Origin of the sequence: Occultella gossypii, assembly GCF_019947135.1 — a bacterium.
In the GTDB taxonomy this organism is placed as follows: Bacteria; Actinomycetota; Actinomycetes; order Actinomycetales; family Beutenbergiaceae; genus Occultella; species Occultella gossypii.
Genome location: NZ_JAGSHT010000013.1, coordinates 61,146 through 74,076 on the forward strand (window position 1 = coordinate 61,146; position 12,931 = coordinate 74,076).

Below are 12,931 nucleotides of genomic sequence, written 5' to 3' on the forward strand. Positions count from 1 at the left end.
CGGCCGTGCCCTACGCGAGAGCGGGACTGATGGCGACGGTGCCGGAGGTTCCGACCAGAGCGGCGTAGCGGCCGCCCCGGGCGAGCAGCTCGGCGTGGTCGCCGGACTCCACGATCCGCCCGTGATCGACCACAGCGATCTGGTCGGCGTCGCGCACGGTGGAGAGCCGGTGCGCGATCGTGATGGTGGTGCGGCCGGCGCTGACCACGTCCAGGGCTGCCTGCACGGCCCGCTCGGTCTCGTTGTCGAGCGCGCTGGTGGCTTCGTCGAGGACGAGCACCCGGGGATCGCGCAGCAGCGTGCGGGCGATCGCCAGCCGCTGCTTCTCGCCACCGGAGAACCGGTAGCCGCGAGCGCCGACGAGGGTGTCGTAGCCGTCCGGCAGGGCCACGATCAGGTCATGGACCTGGGCCGCACGGGCGGCCGCCTCGATCTCGGCGTCGTTGGCCTCGGGCTTGGCGTAGCGCAGGTTCTCCCTGATGGTGGTGTGCAGCAGGTAGGTCTCCTGGGAGACCACCCCGACCACGCCTGACAGGTCCTGCAAGGTCATGTCCCGTAGGTCGACGCCGTCGATGGTGACCCGGCCGGCCGTCGGGTCGTGCAGGCGTGAGACCAGAGCCGCGATCGTGGACTTGCCCGAGCCGGACTCGCCCACGAGGGCGAGGCTGCTACCGGCCGGAACGGCCAAGGTGACGCCGTCGACCGCCGGCCGATCGCCGTCGGGGTAGGTGAAACTCACGCCCTCGAGCGCGAGTGCACCACCGCCGTCGGCAGGCCGGACCGGCTCGGCCGGATCGTCGATCGTGACCGGCAGGTCCAGGTATTCGAAGATCCTGCTGAACAGGGCCATCGAGCTCGTCACCTGGACACCGACGTTGAGCACGCCCATCAGCGGCCGGAACAGTCCGGCCTGCAGGCTCACGAAGGCCACCAGGGTTCCGATGGTCATGCCGCCGGACGTGGCCGGCAGACCCGCGGCGAGGTAGAGGAGCGCGGGGATCGCGGCGAAGATGATGCTCATCGTGGCCATCCGCCAGCGCCCGGCGAGTTGAGCGCGGACCTCCAGGTCCAGCAGGCCCTCGGAGGAGTCGGAGAACTTGGCGGTCAGCGAAGGGCCGGCGCCGAGGGTCTTGCCGAGCAGCACCCCACTGACGGACAGCGACTCCTCGACCTGGCCGTGCAGGTTCGCGAGCGCACGCTGGCGCTTGGCGGTCACCTCGCGGCGCATCGTGGCGACCCTGCGGGTCAGCCAGATCGCCGGCGGGAGCACGATCAGGGAGAGCAGCGACAGCTGCCAGCTGAGCGCGACCATGGCGATCGCGGTGCCGACGGCGGTGGTCACGTTTGAGGCGATCGACGTCGCCGCCGTGGTCACCACGGACTGCATGGCGCTGATGTCATGGGTGAGTCGGGACTGCACCTCGCCGCCGCGGGTGCGTTTGAAGAAGTCGAGGGACTGGCGCTGCAGGTGCGCGAACACGTCCGTGCGCAGCCGGTGCATCACGCGCTGTCCGATCACGGTGGAGATCCACGTCTGGAACACGCCGAGGACCGAGGTCACCACCGTGACGCCGAGCATCGCGCCGACCAGGATGAGGAGCAGGGGGACGTCCTGGTTCGGGATCGCCTCGTCGATGAGGTGCCGGGTCAGGAACGGGGTGGCGAGTCCGATGGCGGAGGTCGCGACGATCAGTGCGACCACGGCGCTCAGCCGGGCCCGGTAGGGCGCGAACAGTGCGCCGATGCGGCGCAGGCTCACGGGATGGGACTCGAGCTGGGCCCGGTCCCTGGGATCGGGGCGGGCGGCGCCGTCGCGGCCACGGGGGCCCTCTGGGTTCATGGCGAGGTCGGCCATAGGGACATCACTTCCTTCGTCGTGTCTATGTCATATGCTGAGGTTACCTCATTATGAGGAAGGCGTCAATAGTAGGCTCCGGAGCGTGACGAACCCCCGGGGGCGTGAGCCCGAGCGCGCGCCAGAGAGCGAGCCCAGCGAACTGCTCATGCAGGCCACCCGTGCCCTGCGCCGTCGATGGGCGGCCTCGCTAGAGCCGTGGGGCCTCGCCCCGCACGAGGCCCGCGCCCTGCGGGTGATCTGCGACAGCGACGGCGCGCGCCTGTCCGACGTCGCCGCACACCTACGGATCGCTCCGCGCTCGGCCACCGAGGTTGTGGATGCCCTCCAGGAGAAGGCCTTCGTCGAACGCATGCCGGACCCTACGGACCGGCGCGCCGTGCTCGCGGTGCCGACGGACGCCGGCCGGGCCCTCGCCCAGGAGATCGGCGCGGCCCGGCAGCAGGTGTCGCGCGACTATTTCGCTCGGCTGGAGCCGCAGGAGTGGGAGCAGCTCACCGGACTGCTACGCCGCCTCATCTCCGACTGAGAGCGGCGCACGTCGGACCGATGGACATTGCCCGAGCGCTCGACACCGAGCACCTGATCTCGATCGGCCACTACCAGCGACTCCCATCCCCCGATCGCCCCACATCGCTGCAGTGCGCCGGCACCCTCAGCACCGGGCAACCGTGTCAGGGCCTCGTCTTCGCGCGGGCACTGACCAGTCGCGTACTGGCACCTCACTTCGCCTCGCGCAACCACGGCCCCGGCTGCGACAAGGCCGCCATCGAGCACGGGCCCACCGATTTCGTCGACGACGACGAGACGATCCATCAGGCAGCATCATCGACCCGGACCATCGTGCTCACGCCGACCACACCGGAGGAGGGCACACCCGCCGCGGGCCGTCCGCACAACGCGACCCCCGGACGCGACACCCGGACACATCGCCACCCGGTCGCAGGCTCCCCCAGCCTCGGTGGTGAACGCCGGGCCACGTTGCGTTCTGCGCTACGCATCCTCATCGGCCGTGGCTTCCGCGACGGCGCCCGCATCCGATGGGCCGGAACCGAGGTCGACGCAACCCGCTTCTTCATCCACCTCGACAGCATGGACGCGAGCGAAACCGCGATCCGCGGATACTGGGGACTCGTGGACCGTGCCGAACGCTTCCGCCGAACCGGCGCGGTCCACCTCCACTCTCGCATCGGGGCACTCGTGGTGATCCACCGCGACATCGTCGACGAGGTCCTCGGATTCCATGGCGGCGACCTCGCGGCACTCCATGGGCAGTACGTCCTGGCGACGTCGCCCGTGCGAACCTCCGCCGCCGGCAGACCCTACGTACTGGTCACGGAAACCTCCGCCTTCGCCACCTGGTCACCGCCCGCGAGGTAGCGGAATCCGCACGGTCGCCAAACTACTTGATCAGACGTAGTACGTCACGTACAGTAATTACTACGTCAGACATGGAAGGGAGGATGTGATGATCAGCGCGGACTTCATTCGCGGCTATGTGGACCTGCTGGTCCTCGAGTCGCTGCTGGACGAGCCCTCGTACGGGTACGCGATCTCGAAGCGGATCGAGCAGCTCGCTCAAGGCCAGTACGAGATGAAGGAGACGACCCTCTACTCGGCCGTTCGCCGGCTCGAGAAGTCCGGCGCCGTCACCTCCTTCCAGGGCACGCATACCCAGGGGCGTGCCCGCACCTACTACCGGCTGACCGACGCCGGCCGCCGCTTCTACGACGAGAAGTGCGAGGAGTGGCGCCAGACCGTCGCACTCGTCGGCCGCTTCGTCCGAGACTCACGCTGAGAGGGAACGACCCGCATGGATGCCATCACGAGCTACATCGACCACATGTTCCGCAGCCTGCCGCCGACCACCGAGGTGTCGCGGGCAAGGTCCGAACTGCTGCAGATGAGCGAGGACCGCTACCGTGAGCTGCTCGCCGAGGGGGTGAGCGAGAACGAGGCCGTGGGCCGCGTCATCACGCAGTTCGGCAACCTCGACGAACTTGCCGACGACCTCGGCATCCGCCGCGAGCTCGACCGCGCCGGCAGCGAGGGCGAGGGCGCATCGGTCGAGTTCTCACACGAGGAGGCCGAACACTTCCTCGACGTGCGGCGCCGGGGTGCTTGGTTCATCTCGGCCGGGGTCTTCGTGATCCTGCTCGGGATCTCACAGCTCGTGTTCTTCGCCGAGGGCACCGCCGGCGTCGACGGGAACACCGAGACCGTCCCGCTCGCGCTGCTCTTCGTATGCATCGCCGGCGCTGTCGCGCTGTTCATCGTCGGCGGGGTGTCCCTGTCCCGCTACGACCGGCTCGAACACAAGGAACTCCGCCTCGAGCCCCAGGTGGCCACGGCGTATCGCGCCCAGCGCGAGCGCGAGCAGGGCACGTTCGTGGCACTGCTCGCCGGCGGCGTTGCCTTGATCATCCTCGCCGTCGCGATACCGGCGATCTTCGTGGATGCCACGTCCGGGCCTGCCGGCAACCGCGCGGTCGCGTTGATGCTCGTCATCATCGCCATCGGCGTCACGATCCTCATCCAGGCCGGCATGCGCCGCGGCGCACTCGACCGGCTCACCGCGGAGGGCGATTACGCACCCGAGAAGCGGCGGTCGAACTCGATCACCGGCCGCGTGGCCGGCCCCTACTGGATGCTCGCGGCCGCCGTGTTCCTCGGCTGGAGCTTCATCGGAGACGCCTGGGACAGGTCGTGGATGGTCTGGCCGATCGCCGGGATCCTGTTCGGCGCGGTCGTCGTGACCATCGAGTCGTTCAGTCCGGACAAGCGCAAGGTCGACGGCGGCCGCTGAGCTGGTCGGTGAGGTAGTCCGTCGACCCGCTCGCCACGGGCCGGAGCCGGGCTAGAGCGCGATCAGGACCAGAGCGGCGGCCGGCAGAACCGACGACGAGAGCGTTCCCCTGATACTCGCACCCCGCGGACGCCAGTAGCCGAGCAGGTCGGCGAGGCCCATGAACAACGCCGACGCCAGCATGTAGAGGCAACCGACCACCACAACGGTGGCCCCGGTCGAAGCGCTGCCGTAGTTGATCATCCAGATGCCGACGAGCGTCCCAGCACCCGCGAGGGCATTGCGCGCGCCGAGGCAGAACGACCACAGGTGGACGTTGCGGATGCCGTCAGGCTCGATCCCGAGGAACTTCTGGACCCCCGGTCGTTCGATCAGGAATGCCTCGAACGGGAAGACCGCGATCAAGATCAGGGCCGCGAGGCCGGCACAGACCTGCGCGAGCATCTCCATGGCTACCTCCCAGCAGCGGTTGGAACTGCCTCGATGAGCGAGATCGTCGATATCGTCGGAATGACCCGCACCATCCGATAGCCGGCCCGGTCGAGGAGGGCGTCGAACTCACCCCGGGTGCGCTCGCGACCGCCGACGAAGATCATCATGTCGAGATCGAGGGACTTGGCGAGGTGCGGCGCGTTGCCGGGAGGCACCACGCTCTCCAGGAGGAGCAGCGTGGCGTCACGCGGCATGCTGTCGCGGACGTTGGTGAGGATTGCGGCCGCCTGCTCGTCGCCGAAGTCGTGGATCACGCGCCGCATCACGTAGAGGTCGCCGCCGGTGGGCGCCGCATCGAAGAACGAACCGACCTCGAGCCGGCAGCGGGACAGGACGCCGGCCCGACGCAGGTGCTCCTCAGCAGCTTCGATCACGGCCTCGCGCTCCAGCAGAACGCCGTTGGCAGCGGGTGCCGCGGCGAGCATGAGCGACAGGAGCTGGCCGTGCCCGCCACCGAGGTCGACGATGGTCACGAACCGGGAGAAGTCGTACGCGGTTGCGACCGTGGGCCAGTCGAGGGCCGTCAAGCGGGTCATCGCGTTATTGAACGTGGCGGCGAACCCTGGGTTGTGGTCGAGGTAGTCCCACATCGGCTCCCCGAGCGACGCCTCGGCACCGGGCCGCCCGGTCTCGATCACGTGCGTCAACCGACCCCATGGTCCCTGGTAGCTCGGGTCGCCAAGCATCAGGACGACCGGGAGCATCGAGTCCGGCGTTCCCGAGCACAGCCCGCGTGCGAGGGGAGTCAGCTCGTAGCGGTCATCCGACGCCTGGCGGAAGACGCCGAGCCCCGCGCAGGCGCGTAGCAGCCGGGCGGTCGCATCGGGATCGGAGCCGACCTCGCCGGCCACTTCACTTGCGGACCTCGGGCCAGCTGCCAACACGTCCGCGATGCCCAACCTTGCCGCCGCGTACAGGGTGTGAGTCGCCATGAACCCCGATGCCAGTTCGAGCAGGCCGACCTCGGGAGGGACCATCCGTCGCGTTACGGCCGCCAGAGCGGTCCGGACGGCGGTGGCGGCCCGGATGACGCGAACGGGTGGAAGTCTGGACATGAACGCGACCCCTACTATGGTCAGCAATGCTGACTATAGTAGTCAGCATCGCTGACGATTGCCAAGGGGTATCGATGGATATCGCGACGCTCATGTTCATCGCGTACCGCGCGATGGATGATCGGGTGGTCCGGGCCATGCGCGAAGCCGGCTTCGATGTGACAGTGGCGCAGGCACGCCTCGCCCAGCGGATCGGTGCCGACGGATCCCGCCTCACCGACCTCGCCGAGCAGGCTCAGGTCACCAAGCAGACCGCAAGCCTCCTGGTCGCGGCCCTGGAGCGAGAAGGGCTGGTCGAGCGGGTCCCGGATCCCACCGACGGGCGTGCGCGACTGATCCGGTTCACGCCGCGGGGGCGGGCCGGATCGGAACGGGCCCGCGACCTCGTGATGGCGGTCGAGCAGGAGTGGAACGAACTGCTCGGGCCCGAGCTCGCCGGACCCCTACGTGAGGCACTGATCAAACTCCGCGAGAACGTCGACCCGTACCGGTGACCGCGGCGCCAACCTGCGTTCCGGAGCGTTCCGCGCCGAGCGCGCGGCGGCTCGTTCGCGCACCCACCGCCGGGACTGCGACCAGCACGCCTGCGGTGACCAGCACCGTCGCCGCGAAGATCAGGCCACCGGTGAGGGCGGTGAACGGCAGCAGCGACAACGAGACGTTGCCGGCGTAGTGCATCACGACGGCGGCCGGAACCCCGCCGCGCAGCCGCTCGCTGATGAACCAGTACGTCAGCGACATCGGCACCATGCAAGCGAGGAAGCCCACCGCTTCCACAGCCCCGAGGCTCGACTGCGAGGTCCCGGTGAGCAGGAACAGCGGCACGTGCCAGAGCGCCCAGATGGTGCCCAGGACTCCGGCGGTGGCGAGCGGTGAGAGTCGGGCGCGCAACCTCGGCTGCACGTACCCGCGCCAGCCGAACTCCTCGGAGAGGGGCCCGGCCATGGTGGCGATCAGGAGGAACGGCAGCAGCCCGGAGTCGGCGAAGGATGCCGTGATGTCGGCGATCCCGAGCGCTGGTGCGCCGACCAGCGGACCGAGCGTGGCGGCCAGCACGGCGGGCGCCGCCCCCAGGCCGATCGCGGCCGGGAGCCAGAGCGCGAGCCGTCCGGGCCGCGGCACGCGTGGGCTCCGGACGCCGCGGAGCCGGTAGACCACTGCGGCCAGGCTCGGTCCGAAGCCGCCGATCGCGTAGAACGCGAAGACGGCCGGGCTCGAGAGGTCTCCGCCGAGCAACAGGGCGATCAGCCAGGACCCCCAACTCAGGGCGAAGGTCAGGACGAGGAAGCCGCCCACGCGGCGATCGGAGGATGCGAAGGTCGTGGCGGCCGGTGCGGCGGCGATGGTGCTCATGGGAACCAGCCAACCGCTTCCCGGTGGCACCCACCCAGGGTGCTTCCACCCGGAGTGCATACGGGTGCTGGCCCTACCCGTCACCCCTGGGCGGGAGCGAGGGTCAGCCCGCGGCGATGACGAGGGCCGTCGCGATCGCGGCGATCCCCTCGCCGCGCCCGGTGAGCCCGAGCCCGTCGGTGGTGGTGGCGCTGACCGTCACCGGTGCGCCGGCCGCCGCGGTCAGCGCCGCCTCGGCCTGGCCGCGCAGGCCGGCCAGCTTGGGCCGGTTCCCGATCACCTGGACCGCGATGTTGCCGATCTCGAAGCCGGCGGCGCGCACGCGGGCAGCTGCCTCGGCGAGCAGCCGCGCACCCGAGGCGCCCGCCCACTCGGGTTCGCTGGTGCCGAAGTTGGAGCCGAGGTCGCCGAGTCCGGCTGCGCTGAACAGCGCGTCGGCGGCGGCGTGGGCGGCGACGTCCCCGTCGGAGTGGCCGGCCAGGGCCACCTCGTCGGGGAAGGTCAGCCCGGCGAGCGCGAGCCCGGTCCGTCCGTCCCCAGCGAAGGCGTGCACGTCCACGCCGATCCCGGTGCGGGGTGCGCTCATGAGCCATCCTCGAGGTACAGGGCCGCGACCGACAGGTCGTGCGGGGTCGTGATCTTCAGGGCTCGCGCCTCGCCCGGCACCACGTGGACCGCGATGCCGAGGGCCTCGACCAGGCCGGCGTCGTCGCCGGCAGCCGCGGCCTCGGAGTCGGCTCGGGCGGCCCCGTGTGCGTGGGCCCGGCGCAGGAGGCCGGCGTCGAACGCCTGGGGTGTCTGGATCGCGCGCAGCCCGGACCGGTCGGGGGTCGCGACGGCGCGGGGCGGATCGCCGTCGTCGACGGCCCGGATCGTGTCCACGACCGGGACTCCCGGCACCACGGCCGGATGGCCTGCGCGGACGGCTGCGATCAGGCGGCCGATCAGGTCGGCCGAGGCCAGCGGCCGTGCGGCGTCATGGACGAGGATGACCTCGTCCGTCTCCCCAAGGGCACGAAGACCGGAGGCGACGGACGCTTGCCGGGTCGCCCCGCCGTCGACCACCTCGACGTCGACCGACGAGACCTGCCCGACGGCGGCGCGCACCTCTTCGAGGTAGGCGGCCGGCGCGGTGACCACGATCCGGCGGACCAGCCCGGAGTCGGCCAGAGCGCGCGCGGCTCTGGCCACGAGCGGCTCACCCGCGAGCGGCGCGAGCGCCTTGGGCACGGTGTGACCGAACCGGGAACCGGACCCGGCGGCGGCCAGCACCGCGCCAACGCTCACCTGGCGGCTCCGCCGTGGCTCAGGAGGCGAGGACCTCGTCGAGGATGGCCTCGGCCTTCTCCTCCTCGGTGTGCTCGGCAAGTGCGAGCTCCGAGACGAGGATCTGACGGGCCCGGGCCAGCATCCGCTTCTCGCCGGCGGACAGGCCGCGGTCGGCGTCGCGGCGGGACAGGTCGCGGACGACCTCGGCGACCTTGATCACGTCACCGGACGCGATCTTCTCGACGTTCGCCTTGTAACGGCGCGACCAGTTGGTCGGCTCCTCGGTGTACGGAGCGCGCAGCACCTCGAACACCTTCTCCAAGCCTTCCTTGCCGACGACGTCCCGGACGCCGACCAGATCGACGTTCTCGGCCGGCACCTCGATGGTCAGGTCACCCTGCGCCACCTTGAGCCGGAGATAGAGCTTCTCCTCCCCTCGGATGATCCGCTTCGAGATCTCCTCGATGAGGGCTGCACCGTGGTGCGGGTAGACGACGGTCTCGCCGACTGTGAAGGTCATGTGCTCGCACTCCCCTTTCGCAAGACCCAAGTTTACCACGCGAAATGGGCGCAATCTCGCCGCGCCTCCGCGTTTGCGCAGGTCATGGCGGTAGGCTGCGCCACCCCCGAACCGGGCGTCCGGTGCGAGGCTCTTGAGGAGAATGTGAAGGCAACGGCCGCATGCGGACAGGCATTAGGCTGACGTACAGGTCTTGTCGGTATTGCCAGACCCGCGCCCGCCGGTGCGTTCCGGGGCGTGGGCCCCTCGAAAGGAGAGCCCCGTGGCTCGCAACACCCGCCGTCTCGTGGCGTCCCTGCTGATGGCGGCCACGGCCGCAGTGGGCGTGAGCGCCTGCTCCCCGATCGTGACGCAGTACGGCACGGCCCCGAGCGACGGCATCCAGGTGGAGGTCGGCACCCAGATCCGCGGCGAGAACTTGCTCATCCTGACCCGCGCCGAGGGCGCCGAGGGCGTCCTCATCGGCGCAGTCGTGAACCGGTGGGCATCCCCCACCACGGTGAACCTGACGGTGGGCGAGGACCCCGAAGCCGCCTCGGTCGAGGTCGACGGCAACTCCACGGTGCTGCTCAACCCCGACGCGGAGCTGATCACCATCGCGGCTGTCGGGGCCGCACCGGGCGCGACCATCGACGTCACCGTCTCCTCGCCCGAGCAGGGCTCGGTCACCGTTGCGGTGCCGGTCCTGGACGGCACCCTGGCGCCCTACGACGAGTTCCTGCCCCCCGCTCCCGTGGAGGAGTGAGCCGCTCGGCTCCTCAGCGCTCGTCCACCAGCTTGTAGCCCAGTCCGCGCACGGTCACCAGCACCTGCGGGTTGACCGGGTCGACCTCGATCTTGGCCCGGATCCGCTTGACGTGGACGTCGAGGGTCTTGGTGTCGCCCACGTAGTCGGCGCCCCAGACACGGTCGATGAGCTGCCCCCTGGTGAGCACCCGGTCCGGGTTGCGCAGCAGCAGCTCCAGTAGTTCGAACTCGCGCAACGGGAGGGCGACCTCCGCACCGTCGATGGTGACCACGTGCCGGTCGGTGTCCATCCGGATCCGGCCCACGCTGAGGACCGCCGGGGTGAGCGCGTCGATCGACTCGGTGCCGCGCCGCAGCACCGCCCGGATCCGGGCCAGGAGCTCGCGGAAGGAGTAGGGCTTGGTGACGTAGTCGTCGGCCCCGATCTCGAGCCCCACCACCTTGTCGATCTCCCCGTCCTTGGCGGTCAGCATGATCACCGGGACGGCGCTGCGCTGCCGCAGCTCCCGGCACACTTCCACTCCGGACAGTCCAGGCAGCATCAGATCGAGGAGCACCAGGTCGGCGCCGGCGCGATCGAACTCCACGAGCGCATCGGTGCCCGTCGCCACCGCCACCACCTCGAACCCCTCACGGGTGAGCTGGTAGGTCAGCGGTTCGCGGTAGGACTCCTCGTCCTCAACGAGCAGGATGCGGGTCACGGCTGTCTCCTCCTGCGCCGGCCGGTGATGCGGGCGGCGCGTGTTCGTCGTGGGACGGCGCGGGGCCGTCACCATGGTCTTCTGCCTGGGGAATACGAAGGGTGAAGGTGGACCCGCGGCCCGGGGCGGACCACAGGGTCACCTCGCCACCGTGGTTCTGCGCCACGTGCTTGACGATGCTCAGGCCGAGCCCCGTGCCGCCGGTCTCCCGGGAGCGGGCGGGGTCCACCCGGAAGAACCGCTCGAACACCCGGCCCGTGTTCTCGCTGGAGATGCCCGGCCCCTGGTCCACCACCGCGATCTCGGCGATGCCGTCGCGCGGCCGGACGCCCACGCTCACCCGGGTGCCGTTCTCGGAATAGCGCAAGGCGTTGTCGAGCAGGTTCCGCACGGCCGTGACCAGTAACGAATGGTCACCGAACACCCGGAGGCCACCCGTCCCACCGACGACCACCGTGATGTCCCGGGACTCCGCCTCGACGCGGATCCGGTCCACCGCCTCGGCCACCACCGCGTCCACGGACACGTCCACGAAGTCGACCTCGTTGTCCGGTGCCTGGAGCCGGGAGAGTTCGATGATCTCCTTGACCAGGGCGGACAGCCGTACGGCCTCGCGCTGCATCTTCGCGGCGAACCGGCGCACCAGCTCGGGATCGTCGGCCGCGTCGGCGGCCGTCTCGGCGAGCAGCGCGATGGCGCCCACCGGCGTCTTGAGCTCGTGCGAGACGTTCGCAACGAAGTCTCGCCGGACCTCCTCGAGCCGGCGTTGCGCCGTCTGGTCGTCGGCCAGCAGGAGCACCCGCCCACCCGCCATCGGGGCCACCCGCACCTCGAACGAGAGGCGGTCGGCGCCCGGTACCGCCGAGCGGGGCACGTCCAGGTGCTCGTCGCGGATCCGCCCATCGGCGCGCACCGCGGCCACGAGGTCGTTCAGCGTCGTGTGGGTGAGCCGGCCGTTGCGGACCAGGCCGGTCGTGTAGGCGTCCGGGGTGGCCCGCAGGACCTCGCCACCGGGCCCGAGCAGCACGGACGTGGACCGCAGCGCGGAGAGCAACGCGGCAACGTCGTCGGAGACGGCGGGCGTCGGGACCTCCGGTTCGCGGGACTGGCTGCGTTCGCTCCACCGGAACGCGAGACCGGCGGCAGCCCCGACGAGCAGGCCGACCAAGCCCACCACGACCGGCAACCAGGAACCCTCCACAGCGCCAGACTAGGCCCCGTCATCGGGTGCTCCCAGCCACCAGCGGCCCGGTAGCCTGTTGTTCACCGTGGATGCACGACCCGTTCATTCGGGCATGGGATTCTGAGGAGTACGTGTGCGTGCGGCGGCGTCGCCCCTGACCGGGGCGCGGCGCGATCGGTACGCAGGGCACGCGCGGAACAGCCAAGGCGGACGACCGCCGTCGATGACCAGAGGGAGAACCACCGGTGCGAGCGATCTTCGAGCAGGAACTTGGCGCAGTCGGTGACGATCTGCTGCGGATGAGCCGACAGGTCCAGACCGCCGTCCGGGAGGCATCCGCGGCCCTCGCCTCCGCCGATCTCCAGGCGGCGGAGCAGGTGATCGTCGCGGACGACGCGATCGACCAGATCGAGCGTGAGCTCGACGACCGGTGCGTCAACCTGCTCGCCCGGCAGCAGCCGGTCGCCACGGACCTGCGGATCATCGTGTCGGGACTGCGGATGAGCGCGTCCATCGAGCGGATGGGGGACCTGGCCCGCCACGTCGCCCAGGTGACCCGGCTGCGCTACCCCGAGCAGGCGATCCCGGAAACGTCCCGCGAGCTCTTCGCCCAGCTGGCCGACGCCGCCAACAAGGTGGCCGCGGACGTCGTCCAGCTGCTCGAGACGCGTGACCTCGAGCTCGCCGCCGCCATCGAGCGGGACGATGACATCCTGGACCAGCTGCACCAGCAGACGTTCAACGAGACGCTCGGCCCGGACTGGACAGGCACCACCGCGCAGACTGTCGACGTGACCCTGCTGGCACGGTTCTACGAGCGCTTCGGAGACCACGCCGTCTCCGTCGCACGCCGGATCTCCTACCTGGTCACCGGCGACCTCGAGGGCCTCGGCGACTACAACAGCTGACCTCAGCCAGGCCCGCGAAGGCCGGGCCACCGTCGTCGGGAG

The 12,931-nt window shown here is 70.2% G+C and carries 16 protein-coding genes; 7 read left to right on the forward strand and 9 right to left on the reverse strand.

The window, feature by feature from the left end; genetic code table 11:
• Positions 1-10: 10 nt before the first annotated feature.
• Positions 11-1,855: an ABC transporter ATP-binding protein gene (locus KCQ71_RS13595; RefSeq protein WP_223406756.1), complete on the reverse strand. Its 1,845-nt coding sequence runs from the start codon at positions 1,853-1,855 to the stop codon at positions 11-13.
• A gap of 85 nt (positions 1,856-1,940) precedes the next feature.
• On the opposite strand from KCQ71_RS13595, the gene KCQ71_RS13600 reads away from it, so the two are divergent.
• From KCQ71_RS13600 to KCQ71_RS13615, 4 genes are all read left to right on the forward strand, one after another.
• A complete protein-coding gene (locus tag KCQ71_RS13600; protein WP_223406758.1) occupies positions 1,941-2,384 on the forward strand; it encodes a MarR family winged helix-turn-helix transcriptional regulator in 444 nt (147 codons plus the stop codon).
• 20 nt (positions 2,385-2,404) lie between these two features.
• On the forward strand, positions 2,405-3,235 hold the full coding sequence (locus KCQ71_RS13605) for a hypothetical protein (protein WP_223406760.1): 831 nt from the start codon (positions 2,405-2,407) through the stop codon (positions 3,233-3,235).
• Between the two features lie 88 nt (positions 3,236-3,323).
• Positions 3,324-3,653, forward strand: a complete 330-nt coding sequence (locus tag KCQ71_RS13610; RefSeq protein ID WP_223406762.1) for a PadR family transcriptional regulator — start codon at positions 3,324-3,326, stop codon at positions 3,651-3,653.
• Positions 3,654-3,668: 15 nt separating this feature from the next.
• Positions 3,669-4,661 carry a permease prefix domain 1-containing protein gene (locus KCQ71_RS13615; protein WP_223406764.1) on the forward strand — a complete coding sequence of 331 codons (993 nt, stop codon included), beginning with the start codon at positions 3,669-3,671 and terminating at the stop codon, positions 4,659-4,661.
• A gap of 51 nt (positions 4,662-4,712) precedes the next feature.
• Here KCQ71_RS13615 and KCQ71_RS13620 read toward each other — a convergent pair whose 3' ends face one another.
• Positions 4,713-5,111 (reverse strand): DUF1304 family protein, encoded by a 399-nt coding sequence (locus tag KCQ71_RS13620; protein ID WP_223406766.1) that lies wholly within the window; start codon positions 5,109-5,111, stop codon positions 4,713-4,715.
• 2 nt (positions 5,112-5,113) lie between these two features.
• Entirely contained in the window at positions 5,114-6,208 is a 1,095-nt protein-coding gene (locus tag KCQ71_RS13625) for a methyltransferase (protein ID WP_223406768.1), read from the reverse strand.
• A gap of 74 nt (positions 6,209-6,282) precedes the next feature.
• Here KCQ71_RS13625 and KCQ71_RS13630 point away from each other — a divergent pair, with 74 nt between their 5' ends.
• Positions 6,283-6,702, forward strand: coding sequence for a MarR family winged helix-turn-helix transcriptional regulator (locus tag KCQ71_RS13630; RefSeq protein ID WP_223406770.1), 420 nt, complete (start codon positions 6,283-6,285; stop codon positions 6,700-6,702).
• On the opposite strand, the gene KCQ71_RS13635 is transcribed toward KCQ71_RS13630, so the two are convergent.
• The 4 genes from KCQ71_RS13635 to KCQ71_RS13650 all read right to left on the reverse strand — a co-directional run bounded on the left by KCQ71_RS13635 (position 6,668) and on the right by KCQ71_RS13650 (position 9,350).
• Entirely contained in the window at positions 6,668-7,561 is an 894-nt protein-coding gene (locus KCQ71_RS13635) for a type II CAAX endopeptidase family protein (protein ID WP_223406771.1), read from the reverse strand. The genes KCQ71_RS13630 and KCQ71_RS13635 overlap by 35 nt on opposite strands.
• A 103-nt stretch (positions 7,562-7,664) precedes the next feature.
• Positions 7,665-8,147 (reverse strand): 2-C-methyl-D-erythritol 2,4-cyclodiphosphate synthase, encoded by a 483-nt coding sequence (ispF, locus tag KCQ71_RS13640; RefSeq protein WP_223406773.1) that lies wholly within the window; start codon positions 8,145-8,147, stop codon positions 7,665-7,667.
• Complete coding sequence (ispD, locus tag KCQ71_RS13645; protein ID WP_223406775.1) at positions 8,144-8,848, reverse strand: 2-C-methyl-D-erythritol 4-phosphate cytidylyltransferase; 705 nt, start codon at positions 8,846-8,848, stop codon at positions 8,144-8,146. Before ispD ends, ispF begins: the two co-directional genes overlap by 4 nt.
• 19 nt (positions 8,849-8,867) lie before the next feature.
• Positions 8,868-9,350, reverse strand: a complete 483-nt coding sequence (locus KCQ71_RS13650; protein ID WP_133107964.1) for a CarD family transcriptional regulator — start codon at positions 9,348-9,350, stop codon at positions 8,868-8,870.
• A 262-nt stretch (positions 9,351-9,612) separates the two neighbouring features.
• On the opposite strand from KCQ71_RS13650, the gene KCQ71_RS13655 reads away from it, so the two are divergent.
• On the forward strand, positions 9,613-10,095 hold the full coding sequence (locus KCQ71_RS13655) for a hypothetical protein (protein ID WP_223406777.1): 483 nt from the start codon (positions 9,613-9,615) through the stop codon (positions 10,093-10,095).
• Positions 10,096-10,108: 13 nt separating this feature from the next.
• On the opposite strand, the gene KCQ71_RS13660 is transcribed toward KCQ71_RS13655, so the two are convergent.
• Complete coding sequence (locus KCQ71_RS13660; RefSeq protein ID WP_223406779.1) at positions 10,109-10,798, reverse strand: response regulator; 690 nt, start codon at positions 10,796-10,798, stop codon at positions 10,109-10,111.
• Positions 10,776-11,999 (reverse strand): sensor histidine kinase, encoded by a 1,224-nt coding sequence (locus KCQ71_RS13665; RefSeq protein WP_223406781.1) that lies wholly within the window; start codon positions 11,997-11,999, stop codon positions 10,776-10,778. Before KCQ71_RS13665 ends, KCQ71_RS13660 begins: the two co-directional genes overlap by 23 nt.
• Positions 12,000-12,226: 227 nt before the next feature.
• Between KCQ71_RS13665 and phoU the strand changes: the two genes are divergently transcribed.
• Positions 12,227-12,889, forward strand: a complete 663-nt coding sequence (gene phoU / locus KCQ71_RS13670) for a phosphate signaling complex protein PhoU (RefSeq protein ID WP_223406783.1) — start codon at positions 12,227-12,229, stop codon at positions 12,887-12,889.
• Positions 12,890-12,931: the final 42 nt, after the last annotated feature.